Raw genomic sequence first — 21,066 nt, forward strand, 5'->3', positions numbered from 1 at the left:
TGTCACTGCCTGCCTTCCCCCTCGGCCGGTGGCTTCATCGAGAACATGATCGCCGCCCCGATCACCAGCACCACGGCGACAACGATCAGGGGACCGGCGCTCACGTCGATCACCGACAGCACCAGCACTCCCACGAACGACGCGGCCGCCACCACCGGCACGACCACCCGTTGCAGTATGCGCCCGCTCCACTGCCCGGCGAAGTACACCGGTACGGCGGCCGCCGTCGCCAGGTAGTACAGCGACACCAGCAGGGACACAGCAGCGACGGAATCGGCCAGTACGTCGTCCGACGTCAGTACGAGGGACGCATAGACGACCACGCTGGTTCCCGCGAACACCCAGGTCGACACGGTCGGCGTCTGGTAGCGCGACGAGATCCGGGCGAACTGGCCCGGGAACGCGTCTCGCCGAGCCATCGACAGCATGGTCCGCGCGGTCGGCAGGATCGTCGTCTGAGTCGACGCCAGCGCCGACACCAGGACCGCGGCGACCAGGAGCTTCCCGCCCGCGGTCCCGAGCAGCTCGTTGGACAGTACGGCGAAGAAGTCGTCGTCCGCGATGTCCCCGAGCGCAGCGGACCCGGCGTACGCGACCGCGGCCCACGCGACCACGACGTACAGGATGACCAGGAAGCCGTTCGCGACGAGGGCGGCGATCGCGGGAGTGCGGCCGGGGTCGCGGGTCTCCTCGTTGGTGCTGAACGAGGAATCCCAGCCCCAGTAGACGAAGATCGCGACCAGGACCGCGGCGACCCAGGAGCCGTCGCCGGTCTCCGAGAACGCCGGGATGCTCACCGTGCCGGCCTCGCTGAAGGCGTTGACGGCGAACCAGAGCAGCGCGAGTACTTCGATCGTCAGCAAGATGAATTGTGTGGTCGCGGCGATCCGGATGCCGCGATAGGCGAGCACGGCCATCAGCAGGATGAACACAACCCCCAGCCCGGCCTTGGCGAGGCGGGAGTCGGCCGCGCCGTCCAGACCGAGCAGCAGGTAGGTGTAGACGGCGGCGACCTGCGCGAGGTTGCTCATCACCAGTAGGCACGCCATCACGGTCGTCCAGCCGACCATCCGCCCGACGCCGATGCCGAACGCCTTCTCCGTCCACGGGAACGTCGTACCGCAGTCCGGCTCGGCTCGGTTGAGCTCGCGGAAGCACAGCACGACCAGGAACACCGGGACCGCGCTCACCGCGAGCACCACGGGCGCGGCGGCCCCGACGTACCCGGCAAGCAGACCGACGGACACCGCCAACGAGTACGCCGGAGCGGTCGAGGCGATGCCGATCGCAGTGGACGAGCCGAGGCCCAGCGCATCCTTGCGCAGGCTCCGGCCTCGTGATCGCGAGTCAATGATGGTCATGGCGACACCCACTGTCGCACGCCCGAGGTGTCGTCGTCAGTCAGGTCACCAGGTCGTTCGCGGAACGCAGCACCGGTACGCCGACCTGCGCCGGCGCTGTCGCGCCCGTCACGTGGAAGGTGTGGCTCTCGCCCGCGGACAGCGTGACCAGACACGAGTCCACCCGCGCGGCCGGGTCCAGCCGGTCCGGGAACAGGGCCAGATCCTTCGCCAGCGCGGCCGCCGTGACGGTCACGTCGTACCCGTCCTCCGTCGGGGTGACCGAGGCCGCGTACGCGTCTTCGGACAGCCGCAACGCGGTGTCCTCGACGAAGTACCAGTACGCCGTCGACCCGTCGCCGGCGCACACCTCGAGGTACTCACCGGCAGCATTGCCCGGTACGCCGACCGATGCGGGCAGCGAGCTGAGGGCCGCCGACCGCGGCCCGACCTCGAGCACGAACGTCTCCCGCGCCAGCACCTCGCTGCCGGTGCCGGTCGACCGCCGGGTGACCGTCACCTCGGTGCTCCACGCCACGTCCGAGTCGTTGTGTGCGGCAACGACCAGTTCGTTGTCGCGCGGCTGGACGGTCAGCAGGCGCTCGGCGTACACGCGCTTCAGGGCGAACCACAGCGGCTTGCGGATGCGGTGTCCGTCGACCGCCGCCCAGGAGACGACCGGCCAGTTGTCATTCAACTGCCACACGATCGCGCCGGTGTTCAGCGGGAACAGGCTGCGGAAGTGCTCGATGCCGTAGACGATCGCCCGCGCCTGGTTCAGCTGCGTCGTCCAGTGCCAGTCGTCGATGTCCTTCCACTTCGGCAGGTGCTCGCCCAAGCCGCGCTCCAGCTTGAGGTTGCCCTCGAACGCCTTCTGGTGGACGAGCATCTGCCGGCCGTACGGATCCAGCGGCTCGTCGTGCACCACCGAGACCAGCGTCGACCAGGCCGGCGGCCCCTGGAAGCCGAACTCCGACACGAACCGCGGCTTGTACTTGCGGTACGTCGTGTAGTCCACCTGGTTCCACACATCCCAGATGTGCATGGTCCCGTTGCGCTCGTCGTTCGGGTGGATGAAGTGGTCGTACGAGAACGGGCTGCCCTGCGAGTACGGCGTCCGCGGGTCGAGCTCGGCGACGATCCCGGGGAGCAGGTCGAAGTAGTACCCCTCACCCCACGAGCGCCCGGCCAGCGGTGCCCGCCAGCCCCACTCGACGTACCCCCAGATGTTCTCGTTGTTGCCGTTCCAGACCGCGAGGCTGGCGTGCCGGCTCAGCCGGGTCACGGCCTGCCGCGCCTCGGCCTCCACCTCGCTGCGCATCGGCTCGTCCTCGGAGTACGCCGCGCACGCGAACAGGAAGTCCTGCCAGACCAGGAGCCCCTGCTCGTCACAGATGTCGTAGAAGTCTTCGCTCTCGTAGATCCCGCCGCCCCAGACCCGGAGCAGGTTCATCCCCGCGTCCACCGCATCCTGCAGGCTGGCCTCGTACGTCGCCCGGTTCAGCCGGGTGACGAAGGCGTCGTCGGGGATCCAGTTGGCGCCACGCACATAGATCGGCTTGTCGTTCACGGACAGCACGAACGGCCCACCATCCTTGTCGGGGGCTACGTTCAGCGTGACGGTCCGGAACCCCACCCGGCCCCGCCAGCTGTCCAGGTCGTCCAGTGCCACTGCCACGTCGTACAGCGGCTGCTTGCCGTAGCCCCGCGGCCACCACGCGTCGACCGACTCGACCGTCGAGGTGAGCTCCACGGTCCCGGTGCCAGCGGCAACCTTCTCCGACACGGTCGTCCCGCCGACCTCGACGGTGACGGTGGCGCCTTCGGTCGCGCCGGGCGCCCAGGCCAGCGAGACATGCGTGCTGAGTACGCCGCGGTCGCCGTCGAGCCCGGCCAACGGGCGGACCGAGTCGATCCGTACGCCGGACCACGACTCGAGCCTGATCGGCCGCCAGATGCCGGCCGTCGCGACATCCGGTCCCCAGTCCCAGCCGAAGTTGCTGGCCATCTTGCGGATCGCGTTGTACGGATGGTGGTTGGTGTGCGGCCACAGTCCGAGCGACTCGGCCAGCTCCTCGGCCGTCCGCACCGGTCCGGCGAAGTCGATGACCAGTTCGTTGCCCTCGGCCACCAGCAGGCCGGTGACGTCGAACTGGTATCTCCGGTGCTGGTTCCAGGTCTTGCCCAGCTCGGTCCCGTTCAGCGTCACGGTCGCCGCGGTGTCCAGCCCGTCGGCCACCAACTCTTGGACCGCATGGCCGTCGGCCGCCCAGTCGAAGGTGGTCCGGTAGCTCCAGTCGGTCCGGCCGATCCAGGCCAGCTTGCCCTCGTTGTCGCCGTCGAACGGATCCGGGATCAGTCCGGCGGCCAGGAGGTCGGTGTGCACCTCGCCCGGGACCGTGGCGGCGACCGGTGTGGTGATCCCCTCGGGCACCGGTCCGGCCGCCGTGCGCACGGTCCAGGCGGCGCCGCCTTCAGTGGTCAGCGGGACTGTCTTGAGCGATGTCACAGCAGCTCTCCAAAGTGAACCGGTTTAGTTCTTTCACAAAACCGCTCCCCAAGGAATCGGGGAGCGGTGGTCTCAGTCTTCGAGGACGGTCTTGCGCCAGAGATCGGCGATGGCGCGATGCCCGGCGGTGGACGGGTGCACGCCGTCGTGCGCCAGCGTGGCCGCGCCGACGGTCCTGGCCTGGCGGTTCAGCTCCACGTCGGCCGGCACCAGGATGGCGCCGTACTCGACGGCGAGCTTGCGGACGACGTCGAGCTTGGGGTCGAGGTCGTCCCGCCAGCCCTCCTGGCCGTCCTTCACCGGCATCAGGAACGGCTCGACCAGGACGACCGGGCAGGTGAGCGGATCCAGCAACGTCCGGTACGACGCCTCGAACGACTCGGCCGTCGTCGGGTCATTCTTGTCGTACCGCCGCCAGGTGTCGTTGATGCCGATCATGATCGATACCAGGGAGGGGTCGTGGGCCAGCACATCGGCGGACCAGCGGCCGACCAGGTCGGCGGCCCGGTCGCCGCTGATGCCGACGTTGACGATCCGCGGCCGGCGTGCACCGAGGTCGTCGTACAGGTTGCGCACGTAGCCGTCACCGAGCCCGTCCGGGTCGGTTCGGCGGCCGCAGTCGGTGACCGAGTCCCCGGCGAACACGACGGTCCGCCGGGGATCGAGAAGGATCGTGGTCACAGGGCCGGGTTCACAGGGTCGCCGCGGTGACGTCCCAGTCGTCCGGCAGGATCGCCGCGACCTCGACCGTACTGTTCACGTCGACGAAGGCACCGGTGTCGATCGAATCGGTGATGGAGGCCATCACGTCGACGATGTGGAACGCCAGCGCACCGGTCGCGCGATGCGGCCGGTCGGCCCGGATCGCCCGCGCCATCTCGAGTACGCCGGTGCCGCGCTGCGCGACCGCCTTCGTCTCGGCGATGGTCTCCCAGTCGTCAGTGCCCCGCCGGCGGATCTTGATCGCACCGTCGAACCCGTTCGGGTCCGGTACGGCGAGAGTCGCGTCCGCGCCGGTGATCTCGACGAACCCGCCCCGCGACAGCGGCGAGTCGAAGCTGAAGATGCTCTGCGACGACTGCCCCGACTCGAACCGCGCGATCGCGCTGACGTGGGTCGGCACGGTCACGTCGAAGTCGGTGCCGGCCAGCGGACCGGAGCCGATCGTGCGCTTCTCCCGCGACTTCGAGCCGATGCCGGCGACTGCCGCGACCGGCCCGAACAGCTGCACCAGCGTGGTCAGGTAGTACGGGCCGATGTCCCACAGCGGGCCTGCGCCATCCTGGAACAGGAACGCCGGGTTCGGGTGCCAGGACTCCGGGCCGGGGGACTGCATCAGGGTCAGCGCGGTCATCGGCTGCCCGATGTCACCGCGCTCGATGATGCGGCGCGACTCCTGCAGGCCCGGACCCAGGATGGTGTCGGGTGCGCAGCCCAGCCGCACTCCGGCGTCCTGCGCCGTCGCCAGCAGCTTGAGGCCGCTGTCCTGATCCAGCGAGAACGGCTTCTCGCTCCACACGTGCTTGCCCGCGGCAACCGCTGCCAGCGCCACCTCGACGTGCGCGATCGGGATGGTCAGGTTGACCACGATCTCGACGTCCGGGTGGTTCAGCACGGCCTCGGGACCACCGTGGGTCTCGATGCCGTACTGCTCGGCCTTCTCCTTGGCTGCCTCCGGCCGAAGGTCGCCGATGGCGTGCACCTTCAGGTCAGGGAAGCTCTGCATGCTCTTGATGTAGGCGTCGGAGATGACTCCGGCGCCGATGACTCCTACGCCGACAGAACTCATCGTCGTCCTCGCTTCGCTCCGGGCGCCGATGAGGCACGAGGCACGCGGTGTTTGATGATGAACTCGCTTCGCTCCTTCATGCAGGTGCGCCCTCTCCGGTGAGGAACTTGTAGCTGCCTTCCACCGCGTCGAAGATCTCGCCGGTGAAGTCGTCGAGCTCGACGACCCGCAGCGCGTTCGGTACGGCGGCCAGGATCTCCCGGACCGCGATGCTGCCGTCGCCGACCGCCACCTGGGCCTTGTTGTCCAGCGTGCCGTCGCCGTCCTTGACGTGGATCGCCTTCACCCGGTCACCGAGCCTGGCCAGGAGCGCCGGTACGTCGGCGCCACCGACGGCGGCCCAGTAGGTGTCCACCTCGAGGATCACGTCGTCGGACAGGTTGTCCGCGAGGATCTCCAGCCCGTGCACGCCGTCGATCTTCGACTCGAGCTCGAACTGGTGGTTGTGGTAGCCGACCGTGATGCCGTGGTCGGCGGCCTCGACCGCGGCCTTGTTCAGGCCCTCGGCGATCGCCTTGATGTCGGCGGCCGCCTGCCAGCGGGCCGGGTCGGTGTGCGGGTCGATCACGGTGGTGATGCCGAGCCGCTTCGCCGCGGCGTAGATCGGGCCGCTCTCGTCGCGGAGCAGGCCGGCGTGCGTGGTCGGTGCCGACAGTCCGTACTTGGGCAGCGCCTCGGCCAGGCGGTCCGCGAAGTTCGTCACACCGAAGGGCTCGACCTTGGTGTAGCCGATCTGCGCGATGTGGGCCAGGGTGGCGTCGAAGTCCTCCTCGAGCTTGCCCCGGACCGTGTACAACTGGAGGGACAGGTTGTCCACTGCGACCATGGTTTCTCCTCGTCGCCGGCGGCTCTCCCGCTGCCCTGGGATCCTCGCCGGCTTGATTGCCGAACCGGTTAAGTAACGACCGCAACGGTATCCCACCCGGCCCCGCCCACACCACCCTGCGCCCAACCACTGGGCGGTCACCTGACCCCCATCCGCAGCCCCGCCGCCACCTCGGCCCCGCCTGGCGCTCCGGCCCACCCCTGCGACAATTTGAGCGGATAACCCCTGGTGTTGCCCCTTGTCTTGTCGAAATACGGGGAGAGAAGGGACAACAGGAGTGGTTATCCCCTGAGATGTGCAGGTAAGAAGCGGTGAGGATTTGATCAAACAGTCACCCTCCGCGCCTGAGTGGTGACACGGTGTGGAAACCGGCGCACACTGAAGGATTCCGGACCGACCGTCCTCGGTCCGGCCGCCCTTCGAGGAGGCCGTCGTGCCCCGAGTCACGATCAAAGAGATCGCCCGCCGCGCGGGCGTCTCCCAAGGCGCGGTGTCGTACGCGCTGAACAACCAGCCGGGGGTCTCCGAGGCCACCCGGGCGCGGGTCCTGAAGGTCGCGGAAGAGCTGGAGTGGGTGCCCAACCGGGCCGCCCGCCAGCTGTCCGCGGCCCGGAGCGAGACGTTCGGGCTCGTCCTCGCCAGGACCGCGAAGACCCTGACCGAGGAACCGTTCTACATGGGCTTCGTGGGTGGTGTGGAGTCCGTGCTCTCACAGAAGTCCTACGCGCTCGCCCTGCAGGTGGTGGCGGATCTGGACGAAGAGCTGGCGACGTACCGGAAATGGTCCGCTGAACGCCGGGTCGATGGCGTGATCGTGGTCGACCTTCGGGTCGCCGACCCGCGCATCCCGTTGCTCCGCAAGCTCGGGCTGCCGGCCGTGCTGGTCGCCGACCCGGAGCTGGCCGACGGGATGCCGTGTGTCTGGACCGACGGTACGGCGGCGATGAACGCGGCGCTCGAACACGTCGCGTCGCTCGGTCACCGCGTGGTCGCCCGCATCGCCGGACCACCGGAGTACGGCGATGTCTGGATCCGCGACCGGGCATTCGCAACGGCCGGGCGCCGGCTGGGCCTGAAGATCCGGGTCGTGCACACCGACTTCTCCGCCGACGAGGGTGCCGCGGCGACGCGCGACCTGCTGGCCGCCGCGAACCGGCCGACCGCGATCATCTACGACAACGACCTGATGGCGGTGGCCGGTCTGGCCGTCGTACACGGGCTCGGGTCGCGCTCACCGCAGGACGTCACGCTGGTCGCCTGGGACGACTCGACCCTGTGCCGGATCACGCACCCGCCGTTGACGGCGATGAGCCACAACATCATCGGGTACGGCGCCGAGGTCACCAACCGACTGCTCGACCTGCTCAACGGCGCCCGCCCACAGGCACACCTCTACTCCACACCCTTGCTGATCGTCCGCGACAGCTCCGGCCCACCGCCGGTCTAGCCGGCCGTCACCGTCACCGGGACGCCGTTCACCGCGGCAGTGCCGGCCACGGTGTCGGTGAGCCCGGCGTCCGTGACGTCGTTCGCGCTCGCTCCCGCGACCTGGCTCGCAACCGTGAGCCGGACACCTTCCCGGCCGTGCCCGAAGCCGTGCGGCAGGCTGACCACCCCCGGCATCATGTCGTTGCTCGCAGCAACCTCCACGGAGACCGATCCGGCCACCGACGCCACCCTGACCAGCTGGCCGTCCTTCAGATCGCGCTCGGCCAGGTCGGCCGGGTTCATCAGCAACTGGTGTCGCGGCCGGCCCTTCACCAGCCGGGCCGAGTTGTGCATCCACGAGTTGTTGTTGCGCAGATGCCGCCGCCCGATCAGCAACAGCCCGCCGTCGTCGAGAGCGACCAGCGACTCCAGTCGGGGCAGGTCATCCAGGATCATCGGCTGGGCCAGGTCGATCCGTTTGCTCTTGCCCCGCAGCGCCCCGGGCAACGCCGGCTGGAGCGGTCCGAGGTCGACCCCGCCCGGCGACTTCCGCAGCTTCCGCAGCGACAACCGGTACGGCCCGATCCGCAGTCCGAGGTCGACGATCCGGCGTGGCGACATCCGCAGTCGCGCCATCATCTCGACCTTGCGCCGGCTCCACGGCGTACGGCGCACCAGGGCCAGGCCGAGGTCGCGGAAGATCTCCCAGTCATGCCGTGCCTCGGGCGGCTTCGGCAGTACGGCGTCGTTCCAGCGAGCCGTGTTGCGGACCGCGAGCTGATGGAAGATCACGTCGTAGTGGTCCCGCTCGAGCGGCGGCGCGGGCGGCAGGATCACGTCCGCGTGCCGGGTGGTCTCGTTGATGTACGGGTCGACCGAGACCATGAAGTCGAGCGTGTCGAGGGCCTCGTCCAGGCGACGGCCGCTCGGGGTGGACAGCACCGGGTTGCCGGCGACCGTCACCATCGCCCGGATCCGGCCGTCTCCCGGTGTCAGGATCTCCTCGGCCATCGTCGACACCGGCAGCTCGCCGCCGAACTCGGGCAGTCCGCGGACCCGGCTCTTCCACAGCCCCAGGTGACCGCGACCCAGACCTAGCAGCGCGTTCACCGCCGGCCGCGGGAACATCGTGCCGCCCGGCCGGTCGAGGTTCCCGGTGATGATGTTGAGCACCTGGATCGCCCACTGGCAGATCGCGCCGAACTGTTGCGTCGACACCCCGACCCGCCCGTAGCAGGCGGCCCGGTCCGCGGTCGCGAACTCGGTCGCGATCCGCCGGATCACGTCCGCGTCGATCCCGGTGACAGCGGCGGCCCGATCCGAGGTCCACGGCTCGACCGCTGCCTTGACCGCCGCGAACCCGTCGACGTACGACGCCGGCCGCGCGTGACCGTCGGCGATGACCTGATGGATGAGCGCGAGCAGGAACGCCGCGTCGGTGCCCGGCCGGACGAAGTGGTGCTCGTCGGCGATCGCGGCTGTCTCGGTCCGCCGTGGGTCGATCACCACAACTCTTCCGTCGCGCTGACGCACGTCCTTCAGCCGTCGGCCGAAGCCGGGCGCGGTCATCATGCTGCCGTTCGAGGCGAGCGGGTTCGCGCCGAGCATCAGCAGGTACGACGTGCGGTCGATGTCCGGCACCGCCACCATCAGCTGGTGGCCGTACAGCAGGTACGACGCGAGCATGTGCGGGAGCTGATCGATCGACGTGGCGCTGAACCGGTTCCGGGTCCGGAGCTGCCGGATCATCGTCGGCAGGTGGGTCAGCGCACCCAGGCTGTGCACGTTCGGGTTGCCGAGGTAGACGCCGACCGAGTTCCGGCCGTGCTCACGCTGGATCTCGGTCAGCTTCCCGACGACCAGCTCGTACGCCGCATCCCAGCCGATCTCCTGCCAGCCGTCGGCGGTACGTCGTACTGGCGTGGTCAACCGATCCGGGTCCTCCTGGAGATCGCGGAGCGCGACGGCCTTCGGGCAGATGTGACCGCGGGAGAGCGGATCGGATTCGTCGCCGCGGATGTCGGTGACCCGGCCGTCGTCGACCGTCACGAGCACACCGCAGATCGCTTCACACAGGTTGCAGGAGGTCCGCCGTACCGTGGTCGCCATCCAGCCAAACTACCCCTGGGTAGCCTGTCCGGTCATCACTCGAAGCGCGCCTCGTCCAGGCGGCCGAGGATCGCGTCGACCGTCTCGCCGGCGGACAGATCGGAGTTGTCCAGCCACAATCCGCGCCGCGGACTGAACGCGTGCAGCTCGTAGTCGAGCTCGTCGACCAGGTGGTAGGCCCCGCCGAGCCGGCTGGAGATCACCTCGGGTCGCGGCGTCAGGACGACGAGATAGCGCGGCCGGGTCTGGATCCCGTCCAGGAACTCGCGCAGCAGTTCACCGATGACCACGTCCTGCAGGACCACGGTGAAACCGGACTGCGCGTACCCGTCGGCGGCCTGGCAGGCGAGCCGGTACCGGAGCTGGAGCTGCCGCTGGGCCTCGGCCATGTCGTCGGCCATCGAGGCCTGTCCGCTGACGATCATCCGGCGGAAAACGTCACCCCGGAGATGGACGCCGTACTGGAATCTCTCGGCCAGTAATTGGGAAACCGTCGACTTCCCGGCCGCCATGATCCCACTGACGACGATCACCCCCTCGGACTCCATGCGGTGATCGTGCCACGCGGCGCAAGGTTTTAGTCCGGTCTCGCCGAATCTTGTCTGTGATCGGACAGAAAAGCTTCGTGTGCAAGGGTTTCAGGCAAGCAGTGTTTCGAGGTGGTGCCGGAGGAGCTGCCGGATCCGGGCCGGTGTGGTCCGGCCGGGCTGGATGGCCGAGTGCAAGGCCAGGCCGTCGATCAGGGCGTGCAGAAGTTCGGCCTCGCGGCGCAGATCCAGACCCTCCCGGAGGCCGCCGGCCTCGGACAGGGATTGGAGCAGCGATTCGCAGAGTTGGCGCAGGCCGTCGTGCACCGCGTCGACGTGTCCGTGCAGGCTGCCGGCTCCGGTTTCGGCCTGGGCCTGCGCCATGAACGCCAGCCAGACGTCGAACTCGGCCTGCCGCTCGGCGTCGAGGGGGAGAGCCTCTTCGAGGTAACGCAGCACGATCGTCAGGGCGCTTCCTTTGACGTCCAGTGCGCTGATCCGCTGGCCGACCCGGCGCGCCACCAGGTCCATCGCGAAGCTGAGCAGACCCTCCTGGTCGGGGAAGTAGTAGCGCACGGCCCCGGGTGACCAGCCGGCCTCGGCGGCAACGGTCCGGACCGAGGCGGCGCGGACGCCGTCGCGGCGGACCACCCGCCAGAGCGCCTGAGCGATCTCCTCGCGGCGGACGTCGTGGTCGACGATCTTCGGCATGTGTTCCTTTTTAGCACAGCCGTGTTACTGTCGTTCACAACACAGTCGTACTAATAAACATCTCGGGAGGGTGAACCACTGTGCTGCTCGCTGTGATCGCCGCGTGTGAGATCGGGTTCTGGGTCCTGCTCGCTGCCGGGCTCGCGACGCGCTACCTGCTCCGGCTGCCGAAGGCCGGCCTGGTCCTGCTGGCGGCGGTGCCGCTGGTCGACGTGGTCATGCTGGTCGCCGGCGTGATCGACATCCACCGCGGCGGCGAACCGTCGTTCAAGCACTCGCTGGCCGCGATCTTCATCGGTGTCAGCGTCGGCTTCGGCCACCAGACGCTCAAGTGGGCCGACAAGTGGGCCGCGCACTTCATGGGTGGTGCGCCGCGTCCGGTGAAGCCGCCGAAGCGTGGGCCCGAGCGGGCTCGCCGCGAGCGCGCCGGCTGGTACCACCACCTGCTCGCGTATGTCGTCGGCGTCGGCATCATGATCGGCCTCGGTCTCCTCTCCGGGCAGGGGTACGACGCCGCCCTCGCCCCGGCGTGGACCTGGACGATCGTGCTGGTGATCGACGCCATCGTCTCGTTCAGCTACTCGTTCGAACGTACGGAAGCTGATCAGCAGCAACGGGAGAAGCAGTCGGCCTGAGCGGGCGTCTGAGATCCCGTGACACAGCGTCTCGGCGTCGTACATTGCGTGCATGACGACGATCGGGCGGATCTGGGCCGGTGTCACGGCGGCTGTGGTCCTGGTGGGCATCGTGGTGCAGTTGTTCGTCACCGCGAACGGGACCGAGGGGTTCTTCCCGGACAACCCGGAGCGGGTGTTCAACGTGTTCGCGTACTTCACCGTCCAGTCGAACCTGCTGCTGGGGGCGACGGTCTTCCTGCTGGCTCTGCAGCCGGACCGGCCGCAGAGCACCCTGTTCAAGACGTTGCGGCTGAACGGTGTGCTCTGTATTGCGGTGACCGGCATCGTCTACCACCTGGTGCTGGCCGGGCTCGGCGACCTGACCGGCTGGGCGGAGGTCGCGAACTTCCTGCTGCACACCGCGACGCCGATCCTCGGCGTCCTCGGCTGGTTGCTGTTCGGCCCGCGCGGCGTGACGGATCAGCGGATCGTGGGGTGGTCGATCGTGTACCCGCTGCTGTGGCTGGTGTTCACGCTGGTCCGCGGTGAGTTCGTCGGGTTCTACCCGTATCCGTTCGTGGATGTCGGCGAGCACGGGTACGCCCGGGTGCTGCTGAACTGTCTGCTGGTCGCGGTACTGTTCCTGGCTCTGGCGGCCGGAGCATCCTTCCTGGATCGCCGCCTGCACCGGAAGACAACCGTCGAAAGGTAGACCCGTGCTGGTGACCTCGCGCTCGTACGCCGAGTACGAAGCGATGTTCGACCTGAGAGAACTCCCTGATTCCGTGCTCGACTGCTGTGCGGGCGGTGCGAGCTTCACCGCGGAGGCCGCCGCGCGTGGCGTCGACGCGATCGCGGCCGATCCGGCGTACGAGCTGGAGCCGTCCGAGCTCGTCGACACCGTTCGGCGCAGCCTGCCCGCGACCGCGGGGATCGTGGACGAGCACCAGGGGAGCTTCGTCTGGCACTGGTACGGATCGCCGGAGCGGAAGGACCAGTACAGGATCGAGGCGGCCGACCGGTTCCTGCAGGACGTGTCGGTGGCGCCCGAGCGCTACATCGCGGCCGGGCTGCCGGAGCTGCCGTTCGGTGACCGGCGGTTTGACCTGGTGCTGTGCTCGCACCTGTTGTTCACCTGGGCGGACAAGTACGACCGCGACTGGCACCTGGCGGCGCTGCGCGAACTGATCCGGGTGAGCAACGCGGAGGTGCGCATCTTCCCGCTCGTGCTGCAGGGTGCCGGCGAGCCGGTGGCGTTCCTGCCGGAGATCCTGGACGAGTTGGACGGCATCACCTGGGAGACCCGCAAGGTGCCGTACGAGTTCCAGGTCGGTGCCAACGAGATGCTGGTCATCACCCGGGCCTGACCAACTGGCGTCTGGTGCTCCCCACCCGTCGCGATCACGGATGAGTTGCGCACTGACCCGCCACGATGGGTGGGGAGCGCCAGACGCCAGGGACGCGAGGGCCCGGCCGGACGGTGGGAGGACGGTCCACCACCATCCGGCCGGATGGAGTGGGGTCAGGTCAGCGGAGGTAGCGGCCGCAGACCGGCCACGGGGAGGCGCCGCGCTGGGCGTACAGCTTCTTCGCGCGCATCAGCTGCTCGGCCGCCGACGCCTTGGCCGGGTTGCCGGAGCCGCCGACGCTGCGCCACGTCTGCAGGTCGAACTGGAACAGCCCGTAGTACCCGGCCGGGTTGACGGCCCGCGGGTTCCCACTGGATTCGCAGTTGGCAACCTTCGCCCAGGCGCCGCTGAGGTTCGCGCGGCCGCTGGCCGCCGGACGGTCCTCGGACCGGCTGGTCTTCACCTTGCGCTCGGTCTTGCGGACCTTCTTGGTCTCGACCTTCTTGGTCGTCACCCGCTGCGGAGCGGCGGCCTTCTTCACGCCGTCCAGCGTCAGGGTCTGCCCGATCAGGATCAGATCGGGGTCCTTCAGGTTGTTGATCCTGGCCAGTTGGTGCCAGTCGGCGCCGTTGGCCTGGGCGATCTCGGAAAGGGTGTCGCCGGGCTTGACCGTGTAGTCGGTCGCGAACGCCGCACCGGCGCCGGCGGCGGTGATGCCGGCCCCGAGACCGGCGATCGTGAGGGTCCGTGCCACCCGGCGGGTACTTCGCCGGGGGCGCGCATGTCGTGCTTTGGACATCGGAAAAGCGCTCCTCGTGAGCTTGGGCATGGTGGAACTCACCAGGCCCCCCGTGCAGGGGAGGGGGCATTCGGGCAGGTCACAGGACAGCGACCGAATGATCACGCCACGGTAACGACGCAACGCCTGTCATCCTGTGCGACCTCGGCGCGGAGCGCAAGACCATCCGGGGAATCTGCCCCGGTTTTTTCTGGCCTTTGAGGTAGTGAAAGTCCAACAACAGAACGGTTTCCGGCTCGGCACGCCGAGGTTTGAGGGTCGCTGGACGGGGTAACCAAGGCCTGGAACCGACCGGTTTCTAGCGTCGGAAATAGCGTTGCGGGACCAGCTCGACGGTCAGCTTCCGGACCACATCCTGGACGTCGTCCGGCCAGGAATCCCACACCTGTCCGGCCCACCTGATGAGCGCCGACTCCACCGCGTCGACTCCGCCCGCGGTCAGGACGTCGTACGCCGTGAGCCGGCCGACCGTCGCGGGTGGGCTGAGCACCGGCCAGTCGTCGTACGAGTTGGCCATGACGCCGTGGGCCGTGCGGACGTCGAGGTTGCCCGAACCACGCTCGAGGTACATGTACAGGCCGTTGAGCGCGAACACCGGCCCGATCGGCGGCGTGCCCGGGAGGACGTGCTGGCCGCCGTACGCGTCGATCCGCAGCTGGTGCAGGTGGCCGAGCCGGGCCTGGTGCTCGATCTCGAAGCCGAGCAGCCGGCCGGAGACCTCCAGACACTCCGGGGAGGCGCTGTTCTTCGCCTCGCCCGGCCAGTCCGAGCGCGGGAGATCGGCGCCGCAGCCCGGGCAGCGGCGGGATTCGTGCGTGTCATCCGGCGGGTTCACTCGTTGATCGAAGCACGGGCCCCGCCGTCCGGCAGCTGGATTTCCGCCGCCGCAGTGGCGGACCGGCGGATGAGGCGACGGAAGGGTATGGGGGCAAGCGGTGATCCGAGTGGCTCTCGGCCATCGCGGCACGTTGGTGCGTGGTGCACTGGCCGCGGTGCTGGCAAGGGAGAACGATCTGGACGTGGTGGCCGAGCTGGACCGCTCGGAGGACGTCCTGCAGGTGGCCGGGCGACGGCCGCACGTCGTACTGCTCGACCCACAGCTGCCTGGGCGGATCCGGATCGAGGAGCTGTGCCGGAAGCTGACCGGCCGCGGTGTGCTGGTGCTGATCGATCACGAAGCCATCGCCGCGACCAGCATCGCGCTGGTGAAGCAGGCGCCGCGGATCGGTCTGATAGCGACGGACGTGACCCCGGACCAGTTGGTGCAGGCGGTCCGGGATGTGGCGAAGGGTCTGCCCGTCGTCGACGTACGGCTTGCGGTCGCGGCGTTGAAGGCCGGCGACAACCCGTTGACCGATCGTGAGTGCGAGGTGCTGCGGCAGGTCACCACGGGTGCGACGGCGCAGGAGGTTGCCCGGACCCTCAGTCTGAGTGCCGGGACCGTACGCAACTACTTGTCCCGGATCCTGGCGAAGACCGGTTCCCGCAGCCGCATCGAGGCGATCCGGAAGGCTCAGGACGCCGGCTGGATCTGACTCCTGCTGATTGTGGGGGCCCAGTTGCCGTGCAGGTCGCGGTACATGCGGGACTTGCGCATCAGGCTGACGTGCGTGCCCAGGGCTGCCTGGTTGCCGTCGAGGACCAGGATGCGGCGGGCTCGGAGTGCCGAACTGATCCGGTGTGCGATCACGATGAGCGTGCCTTCGCGTCTGGCGAACGCCTCCTCGGCGACGCGCTCGGCCTCCGGATCCAGGAAGCAGGTCGCCTCGTCGAGTACGACGAGTGGCGCAGGGGACAGGTACGCGCGGACCAGCGCGATCAACTGCCGTTCGCCGGCGGACAGTTCGCCCGGTTTGACGTCCGCGGTCAGTCCGCCGATCCGCTCGATCAGTGCCGCCGCACCGATCGCATCGACCGCGTCCGCCACCTGCGGTGTTGTTGCGTTGGGCAACAGATAGATCAGGTTGTCCAGCACGGTCCCACTGAAGACGTAGGCCTCCTGCGGGATCAGCACTCGCGTCGCGGGCGTCGCCCTGGCCGGGCGAACGCCGCCCACCAGCACCTGCCCGCTCGTGGGTGTCAGCATCCCGCACACCAGCCCGGCCAGCGTGGACTTCCCGATTCCGCTCGGTCCGACGACCGCCAGGTGCTCACCTTCGGGAATGGTCAGTTCGAGTTTGTCCAGCACAGGTTCGGCGTTCGGGCCGTAGGCGAAACTCAGCCCACGCAGGCTGACGTCGAAACCGGTGGGAGTGTCTGTGTGACCCGGCCGCTCGACCTCTGCGGAAGAGTCCAGGATCCGGCCGAGGGTGATCACGTACCGCAGACCGCTGTCGCCCAGCGCGCCCATCACCGCGTTCAGCGCCGGCTGCAACCCGATCAGCACGTAGGTCAGGCCGCCGAGCAGCGTGCCGGTGCTGACTCCACGCCCGATCAGCCAAGGTCCGGCCGCCAGCAGGATCAGCAGCGGCAGCCAACCACCGACCGCGAAGCACAGAGTCCGAAGCGCGGCAACCTTCGCGAGTGCGCGCTCGGCCGCCGCGTGCGCCTCGATCGGATCGCCCACCAAGCGCCCGGCGAACTCCTCGGTCCCGGCCGCCGTAATGTCCCGCACCCCGCCGAACACCATCCCGGCCGATGCCGCGAGGTCCTCGTCCGCCTGCAACGACGCTCGCACCCGATCCGCTGCCATCCCCAGCACCGCGAGCGACAACGCAAACCCCAGCAGGAAAGGCGGTACGACGAACGCCGCGACCAACGGCGCCAGCGACAACAAGCCTGTCAGTACGCCGAACAACGTGACGGCAAAACTGCGGATCACCAGGACCAACCCGGCGAACGTGTCCCGAACGATCTCCACCTGCCGGTTCAACCGCGCCACGGCACTGTCGTCCCCGGTCCGCAGGGCGCCGGCGACAACGCGTCGTACCAGGTCGTCCCTGACGGGCTCGACGAGATCGCCGAGGCGGCCGTACACCTGACGTGCTCCGGCCGCGCCCAGACAGGCCGTCGCGACCAGTCCGCCGAGCCAGGCGATGCCCTGCCAGACGTGGCCGCCGAGAAAGTTGTCGGTCGCGTGCGCGACCGCGATGCCGTAGACCGCGGTCGGCAGGATCTCCGGGATCAACCAGGCGATCAGCCTGGTCGTCGCCCGCTTCCGCAGCGCCGCGGCGCCGTATCTCAGTTCGCGCTTCATCCAAAGACTTCGCGGTACGACGTGTGCTGCCAGAGGTCAGCGTGTGGGCCGATGGCACGGACGCGGCCGTGGTCGAGCCAGACGACGAGGTCCGCGCGGGCGGCGGTGGCGGGGCGGTGGGTGACGATCAGGCGGGTCCGGTGATGGCGATCCTCGGTGAGGGTCCGGCTGATCTGCCGCTCAGTGGCTGTGTCCAGGCTGGAGGTCGCATCGTCCAGCACCAGTAGGCGGTCCGCCGACCAGGCCCGGGCGAGGCCGAGGCGTTGCCGTTCACCGCCGGACATCGGTGCCTTGCGCAACGAGGTGAAGTACCCGTCCGGCAGCCGGCTGACGAAGTCGTGGGCGTGCGTTGCGCGGGCCGCGGCCAGCGTGCGGACCGGGCTGATCGTCTCGGGCGCGATCGCCTCGCCGATCGTCCGGCCGACCAGTTGCGGACGTTCGAAGGCGCAACCGACCGCGCAGCGTAGAGCATTTCGGCTGACGGCCTGCAGCGGTACGCCGTCCAGCGAGACCTGGCCGGTCGACGGGTCGCGCAACCTCGCGGCGATCGCAGCCAGCACCGACTTGCCGGCGCCGCTCGGACCGACCACGGCGACGGTGGCGCCGCCGGGAAGGTCGAGATTCACGTTGTCCAGCAGGACATTTCCGCCCGCGATCACGCTGACGCCGTTGAACGTCAGGTGGCCGGTCCCCTTCGGCAGTGCGAGCGTGCCGTGCGCGACCGACTCGATCGCGAGCACCTCACGGGCCCGATGCACACCGGCCTTGGCGCGGGCGATCTCGCCGATCACCCCGGTCAGGTTGCCGAGGCCTGCGCCGAGTACGGCGTACTGGGACGCGGCGAACAACTCGCCCGCGGTGATCCGGCCGGACGCGAGCTGGAGCCCGCCCACGGCCAGTATGGCGACGAGCACGAGCGGACCGACGATCGCAGCCTGTGCGCCGGAGCGGGCCAGGACGCACCAGGTGACGACGCCGTGCTTGTGCAACTCGGGCAGGAGGCCGAGGATGCGGCCTTCCTCGCGGGCCGTCGTACCGGCGGCGGCGATCGTACGGATGCCTGTGAGGGATTCGGACAGCAGCGCAGCGATCCGGCCCTGGGTTTCCTGGTAGGCCAGACTGACGTCGGCGGTCCGCTTCGCAAACGTCCACAGGACGAGGATCACGAGCACTACTCCGCCGAAGAACGCTGCGGCGAGCCAGGGGTCGATCACCGCGAGCAGGACCAGACTGCCCACCGGCGGAGCGATCGCGGCGATCGCGGTCACAGCGGCCGGACCGGCCTGGGCGGCGTCGGTGGCGTTGGCTGAGACGCGGGTGACGAGGTCGCCGGTCTCGAAGCTGCGGGTACCTTCCGGGCCACCGTGGACGATCTGCCTCACCAACCGATGCCGCAGCCAGGCAGTCGTTTCGGCGACACAGGCAGCGCCGACGAACGCATCGACGATGCTGGCGGCGATCCCGAGTCCGATCACTCCGGCGGCCGCGATCAGCCAACGGGTGTACCCATCTCCGGCCACGATCGAGTCGACCGAACGGCCGAGGATCGTCGGCAGGGCAAGCGTGACGCCGCTGCCGATCAGTGCGTTGAGACCGATCACCGGCAGCCAGCCGCGGCTGTGCTTGGCGACCTCGCCGAAGGTGATCACGACGCCAGCCCGGTTTGGCCGGCGACGAACGCCAGTATGTCGGCTGCCAGACTGATGCCTCCGGTCGCGTGGCCGGCATCGAGCTCGAGACGCAGCAGCACCGGACGCTCGCCCGCGGTCGCGTGCTGGAGCGCGGCGCACATCTTCCTGGCGTGCAAGGGATCCACGCGCGTGTCGTTCCCGAACGCCGTCAGGAGGACGGCCGGGTACTTCACGCCTTCGGCGACACGATGGTACGGCGAGTAGGACAGCAACGTCCTGAACTGGTGGGGATCGGACGCGGACCCGAACTCCGGCACCCAGCGCTCACCGAGACCTGACAGCTCGTACCTCGCCATGTCCGTCAGCGGCGCCGAGCAGACGGCGGCCGCGAACAACTCCGGGCGCTGGGTGAGTGCTGCGGCAACCAGAAGGCCACCGTTCGACTCGCCGCACGCCGCGAGCTGATCGGCTGTGGTCCAACCGGTCGCGATCAGGTGCTCGGCGGCCGCGATGAAGTCGTCGAAGACCTTCTGCTTCTGGTCCAGGATCCCGGCCCGGTGGGAAGCTTCACCGTGCTCGCCGCCGCCGCGGACAGTGGCGGTCACGAAGACGCCGCCGGCCTCGACCCAGGCGAGCGTGAACGCGGAGTACGTCGGGGTGAGGGACTGGCCGAAACCGCCGTACCCGTAGAGGATCGTCGGTCGCGGTCCTTCGGTCCCCGGCTTGGCGATCGCGAGGAGTTGGAGCTCGGTGCCGTCGGGCGAGGTGTAGGTGAGGCGGTGCGACTCGGCGTCCGAGACCACGCCGGGTGCGTGCGACCAGAGCGTCGTACTGCCGGTGGTGGCGTCGTAGCAGTAGACGGCCGTTGGGGTGACGCTGTCGGTGTAGGTGAACCAGGCCTGGGTGCCGCCGCCCGGTCGCGTCGTCAGAGAGCCTACGGACCCTGGGAGTTCGACGGAGCCGATTCGCGTGCCGGTCGCTCGGTCGTGGATCGTGATCTCGTCGGTGTGGCTGACGAGGATGTGCTCGTCGAGGATCGCAAGGCCGGTCAGCGGTGCGCCGGGATCGATGAAGTCGTCCCAGCTCGAAGGGTTGTTGGGCTCGCCGATGCAGATTCGGCCGGTAGACGCGTCGCGGGTGGTGACGACGTACAAGCGGCCGTCGGGTCCCACCGTCATGATCGTGAGGGCGTCGATGTCCTGCTGCACGGGGATGGGTGGTTCGTCCGTGGCGAGGTCGGCGAGCCAGAGGTCGTTCGCCGTACCGCGGGAGGCGGAGATCGTCAGCCAGCGACCGTCATGACTGAGCTCGAGCCCGTACGACGCCTCGGTCGCGAGGATCGTGGTGTCGTCGGGGTCGTTCAGGTGGCGATGCCGTACCTGGCGGAAACGCACGTAGTAGAAGGACTTGCCGTCCGGGAGCCAGGCGATGGGGGAGTAGCGGCAACCGTCGATCGGGCCGTCGACGGGTTGACCGGTGGTCACGTCGAGGACGTACAGGACGGACTGCTCGGTGCCGCCTTGTGAGACCTGGAAGGCGAGGAGGCTGCCATCGGGTGACGGCTGCCAGCCGTCCAGAGTGGTGCGCCCGCTGGGGTCGAGTTGCAAAGGGTCGAGGAGCACGTGCTCGTCGACGTACAGGATCGGGTGCTGTCGGCCCGGATCGCGGCGGAGCGTGAAGCAATGGTCGCCGCGCCAACTGGGGACGGAGACGCTGCCGACGTTCGAGAGGGTCTTCACACTGGTGCGGAACCGGAACCGGTTCGTCAGCGTGGCGGCATGAGTCAGCCACAGCTCGTCTTGGTCCGCCTGCCACCGTTGGGCCTCGGCCGACTCGCGGTCTTCGAGCCAGCGGTACGGATCCGCGACGGAACAGCCGTGCACCTGCTCCACGAGCGGGAGCCGCTCGGCGCATGGATAGGACTGCACGGAGGTACCCAACACTCCACTCCTTCCGTCCGGCACAACGTCAGCCGCCCGGCGACCGAGGCGAGTCGGTCACCGGTGATCGGGTCGGACGTGCCCTGCGGCACGGCCGAAGGCAGTTCGGCCCCGGGTGGGGTATGCCGCCCACCCAGGGCCTCAGAACCACCGATCAGTGGCAGAGCAGAAGGCTCAGGTTGCTCGGGGTCTGCGAAGCGCAGCCCAGCACGGTCAGCGTGGAGCCGCCGTGGTGGTGGCCGCCGTGGCCGTAGCCCGGGGTCTCCAGACCCTGAAGGTCGAGAAGTGCCATGTT

The 21,066-nt window shown here is 68.9% G+C and carries 19 protein-coding genes; 5 read left to right on the forward strand and 14 right to left on the reverse strand.

What is annotated here, in order from left to right:
• Positions 1 to 2 precede the first annotated feature (2 nt).
• The 5 genes from E0H75_RS07790 to E0H75_RS07810 form a co-directional block, all read right to left on the reverse strand.
• On the reverse strand, positions 3 to 1,361 hold the full coding sequence (locus E0H75_RS07790) for an APC family permease (RefSeq protein ID WP_131512496.1): 1,359 nt from the start codon (positions 1,359 to 1,361) through the stop codon (positions 3 to 5).
• A 40-nt stretch (positions 1,362 to 1,401) separates the two neighbouring features.
• Positions 1,402 to 3,849 (reverse strand): glycoside hydrolase family 2 protein, encoded by a 2,448-nt coding sequence (locus tag E0H75_RS07795; RefSeq protein ID WP_131512497.1) that lies wholly within the window; start codon positions 3,847 to 3,849, stop codon positions 1,402 to 1,404.
• Between the two features lie 72 nt (positions 3,850 to 3,921).
• Positions 3,922 to 4,530: an SGNH/GDSL hydrolase family protein gene (locus E0H75_RS07800; RefSeq protein WP_131512498.1), complete on the reverse strand. Its 609-nt coding sequence runs from the start codon at positions 4,528 to 4,530 to the stop codon at positions 3,922 to 3,924.
• A gap of 10 nt (positions 4,531 to 4,540) precedes the next feature.
• The gene (locus E0H75_RS07805; RefSeq protein ID WP_131512499.1) at positions 4,541 to 5,638 is read right to left on the reverse strand and encodes a Gfo/Idh/MocA family protein; all 1,098 of its coding nucleotides are present in this window, start codon (positions 5,636 to 5,638) and stop codon (positions 4,541 to 4,543) included.
• A gap of 76 nt (positions 5,639 to 5,714) precedes the next feature.
• Positions 5,715 to 6,464, reverse strand: a complete 750-nt coding sequence (locus E0H75_RS07810; RefSeq protein ID WP_131512500.1) for a sugar phosphate isomerase/epimerase family protein — start codon at positions 6,462 to 6,464, stop codon at positions 5,715 to 5,717.
• A 433-nt stretch (positions 6,465 to 6,897) separates the two neighbouring features.
• Here E0H75_RS07810 and E0H75_RS07815 point away from each other — a divergent pair, with 433 nt between their 5' ends.
• Positions 6,898 to 7,911 (forward strand): LacI family DNA-binding transcriptional regulator, encoded by a 1,014-nt coding sequence (locus E0H75_RS07815; protein ID WP_131512501.1) that lies wholly within the window; start codon positions 6,898 to 6,900, stop codon positions 7,909 to 7,911.
• Here E0H75_RS07815 and E0H75_RS07820 read toward each other — a convergent pair.
• From E0H75_RS07820 to E0H75_RS07830, 3 genes are all read right to left on the reverse strand, one after another.
• Positions 7,908 to 10,001: a molybdopterin-dependent oxidoreductase gene (locus E0H75_RS07820; protein ID WP_131512502.1), complete on the reverse strand. Its 2,094-nt coding sequence runs from the start codon at positions 9,999 to 10,001 to the stop codon at positions 7,908 to 7,910. The two genes, E0H75_RS07815 and E0H75_RS07820, sit on opposite strands and share 4 nt — an antisense overlap.
• 35 nt (positions 10,002 to 10,036) lie before the next feature.
• A complete protein-coding gene (locus E0H75_RS07825; protein WP_131512503.1) occupies positions 10,037 to 10,549 on the reverse strand; it encodes an AAA family ATPase in 513 nt (170 codons plus the stop codon).
• Positions 10,550 to 10,639: 90 nt separating this feature from the next.
• The gene (locus E0H75_RS07830; protein ID WP_131512504.1) at positions 10,640 to 11,239 is read right to left on the reverse strand and encodes a TetR/AcrR family transcriptional regulator; all 600 of its coding nucleotides are present in this window, start codon (positions 11,237 to 11,239) and stop codon (positions 10,640 to 10,642) included.
• Positions 11,240 to 11,319: 80 nt separating this feature from the next.
• On the opposite strand from E0H75_RS07830, the gene E0H75_RS07835 reads away from it, so the two are divergent.
• From E0H75_RS07835 to E0H75_RS07845, 3 genes are read left to right on the forward strand one after another with little or no spacing between them, the layout of a single operon-like run.
• Positions 11,320 to 11,874, forward strand: a complete 555-nt coding sequence (locus E0H75_RS07835; protein WP_131512505.1) for a 2TM domain-containing protein — start codon at positions 11,320 to 11,322, stop codon at positions 11,872 to 11,874.
• A gap of 52 nt (positions 11,875 to 11,926) precedes the next feature.
• Positions 11,927 to 12,568: a Pr6Pr family membrane protein gene (locus E0H75_RS07840; RefSeq protein ID WP_131512506.1), complete on the forward strand. Its 642-nt coding sequence runs from the start codon at positions 11,927 to 11,929 to the stop codon at positions 12,566 to 12,568.
• Positions 12,569 to 12,572: 4 nt separating this feature from the next.
• A complete protein-coding gene (locus tag E0H75_RS07845) occupies positions 12,573 to 13,223 on the forward strand; it encodes a class I SAM-dependent methyltransferase (RefSeq protein ID WP_131512507.1) in 651 nt (216 codons plus the stop codon).
• A gap of 160 nt (positions 13,224 to 13,383) precedes the next feature.
• On the opposite strand, the gene E0H75_RS07850 is transcribed toward E0H75_RS07845, so the two are convergent.
• Positions 13,384 to 13,959, reverse strand: a complete 576-nt coding sequence (locus tag E0H75_RS07850; protein WP_238162885.1) for a transglycosylase family protein — start codon at positions 13,957 to 13,959, stop codon at positions 13,384 to 13,386.
• A 343-nt stretch (positions 13,960 to 14,302) separates the two neighbouring features.
• A complete protein-coding gene (locus E0H75_RS07855; protein ID WP_131512509.1) occupies positions 14,303 to 14,839 on the reverse strand; it encodes a DUF5946 family protein in 537 nt (178 codons plus the stop codon).
• Positions 14,840 to 14,939: 100 nt separating this feature from the next.
• On the opposite strand from E0H75_RS07855, the gene E0H75_RS07860 reads away from it, so the two are divergent.
• Positions 14,940 to 15,539, forward strand: coding sequence for a response regulator transcription factor (locus tag E0H75_RS07860; protein ID WP_131512510.1), 600 nt, complete (start codon positions 14,940 to 14,942; stop codon positions 15,537 to 15,539).
• Here E0H75_RS07860 and E0H75_RS07865 read toward each other — a convergent pair.
• The 4 genes from E0H75_RS07865 to E0H75_RS07880 form a co-directional block, all read right to left on the reverse strand.
• Entirely contained in the window at positions 15,518 to 17,200 is a 1,683-nt protein-coding gene (locus tag E0H75_RS07865) for an ATP-binding cassette domain-containing protein (protein WP_131512511.1), read from the reverse strand. The two genes, E0H75_RS07860 and E0H75_RS07865, sit on opposite strands and share 22 nt — an antisense overlap.
• Positions 17,197 to 18,849: an ABC transporter ATP-binding protein gene (locus E0H75_RS07870; protein ID WP_131512512.1), complete on the reverse strand. Its 1,653-nt coding sequence runs from the start codon at positions 18,847 to 18,849 to the stop codon at positions 17,197 to 17,199. The genes E0H75_RS07865 and E0H75_RS07870 overlap by 4 nt, the downstream gene beginning before the upstream one ends.
• Positions 18,846 to 20,771, reverse strand: coding sequence for a prolyl oligopeptidase family serine peptidase (locus E0H75_RS07875; RefSeq protein ID WP_131512513.1), 1,926 nt, complete (start codon positions 20,769 to 20,771; stop codon positions 18,846 to 18,848). The genes E0H75_RS07870 and E0H75_RS07875 overlap by 4 nt, the downstream gene beginning before the upstream one ends.
• A gap of 154 nt (positions 20,772 to 20,925) precedes the next feature.
• Positions 20,926 to 21,063, reverse strand: coding sequence for a SapB/AmfS family lanthipeptide (locus tag E0H75_RS07880; protein WP_130387812.1), 138 nt, complete (start codon positions 21,061 to 21,063; stop codon positions 20,926 to 20,928).
• Between the last annotated feature and the right edge of the window lie 3 nt (positions 21,064 to 21,066).

It is taken from the genome of Kribbella capetownensis, from assembly GCF_004331485.1.
Classification (GTDB): Bacteria; Actinomycetota; Actinomycetes; order Propionibacteriales; family Kribbellaceae; genus Kribbella; species Kribbella capetownensis.

What these genes read in the sequence shown, in the direction of transcription:
- E0H75_RS07790 (WP_131512496.1), bottom strand. Translation starts at nt 1,361, where the DNA reads ATGACCATCATTGACTCGCGATCACGAGGCCGGAGCCTGCGCAAGGAT.
- E0H75_RS07805 (WP_131512499.1), bottom strand. Translation starts at nt 5,638, where the DNA reads ATGAGTTCTGTCGGCGTAGGAGTCATCGGCGCCGGAGTCATCTCCGAC.
- E0H75_RS07810 (WP_131512500.1), bottom strand. Translation starts at nt 6,464, where the DNA reads ATGGTCGCAGTGGACAACCTGTCCCTCCAGTTGTACACGGTCCGGGGC.
- E0H75_RS07820 (WP_131512502.1), bottom strand. Translation starts at nt 10,001, where the DNA reads ATGGCGACCACGGTACGGCGGACCTCCTGCAACCTGTGTGAAGCGATC.
- E0H75_RS07825 (WP_131512503.1), bottom strand. Translation starts at nt 10,549, where the DNA reads ATGGAGTCCGAGGGGGTGATCGTCGTCAGTGGGATCATGGCGGCCGGG.
- E0H75_RS07830 (WP_131512504.1), bottom strand. Translation starts at nt 11,239, where the DNA reads ATGCCGAAGATCGTCGACCACGACGTCCGCCGCGAGGAGATCGCTCAG.
- E0H75_RS07840 (WP_131512506.1), top strand. Translation starts at nt 11,927, where the DNA reads ATGACGACGATCGGGCGGATCTGGGCCGGTGTCACGGCGGCTGTGGTC.
- E0H75_RS07865 (WP_131512511.1), bottom strand. Translation starts at nt 17,200, where the DNA reads ATGAAGCGCGAACTGAGATACGGCGCCGCGGCGCTGCGGAAGCGGGCG.
- E0H75_RS07880 (WP_130387812.1), bottom strand. Translation starts at nt 21,063, where the DNA reads ATGGCACTTCTCGACCTTCAGGGTCTGGAGACCCCGGGCTACGGCCAC.